This window comes from Alcanivorax sp. HI0044, from assembly GCF_001634945.1.
The window spans coordinates 1-729 of sequence record NZ_LWEZ01001577.1; the positions used below are offsets into that span (position 1 = coordinate 1).

General features: G+C 62.1%; 1 protein-coding gene. It reads right to left on the reverse strand.

Going from position 1 to position 729, the window contains the following annotated elements; all coding sequences use genetic code 11:
• Nucleotides 1-101: 101 nt before the first annotated feature.
• Nucleotides 102-729 (reverse strand): DUF3482 domain-containing protein (locus tag A3730_RS23770; RefSeq protein ID WP_156501325.1); only part of this gene is annotated, 628 nt, incomplete at its 5' end.

Below are 729 nucleotides of genomic sequence, written 5' to 3' on the forward strand. Positions count from 1 at the left end.
ATTCACAAAGTATACAACGGAATAGTACACAAATGAACTATTCCGTTGTCGCTGAGTTATCGCCGCTTGGGAGTTGGCCCTATGCCACTGATATTAATCGCTTAATTGGGAGAGGCTTCGCCGGATTCCTGAAAAGGCCTAAGCTGCCACTGGGCGAACGCCTGCTGGGCCAGCTCCAGTTGCTCAATCAGCCGCTGGCGTTTGCTGGGATCAAAGCGGCGGCTGGCCAGGGCCTGCAGGCTTTTTTGCAGGCCATTGCGATGGCTGCGCTCCATCTGTGTCAGCCAGTGGTCCTGCGCCCCGGTAACCACCAGCACATCACGGCCGGCGTGGTTGCGCTGGCTGACCTGATACCAATGCACCAGTGCCCGGCCCAGCACCACATAGGCAAACTGCGGGTCCCGCAGGGGGCCGTAGACGGCTTCGCGGAATCCCCCACTGAGCGGGCCGAATTTCAGTTTGGTGAGCTTGTCGCTGTAGTAGTAGCTGCCGGCGGCGCCCAATAACCCGCCAATCAACGCGCCGGCACCCAACGAATGCCCCAGCGCCACCGCATCAATGCCGGCACCGCCCACGGCGCCGGCGCCAAAACCGGCGGCGGCCAGCTGGGTCTTGCTGATGCCCCATAGCTGACGGGTGCGCTCACTGAACAGGTCACCGCCTTGCGGGGTGACCAGCGCCTCTTCCTGACGCTGCAGGCGGCGATGCTGGTACAGGTCTTCCACCGCC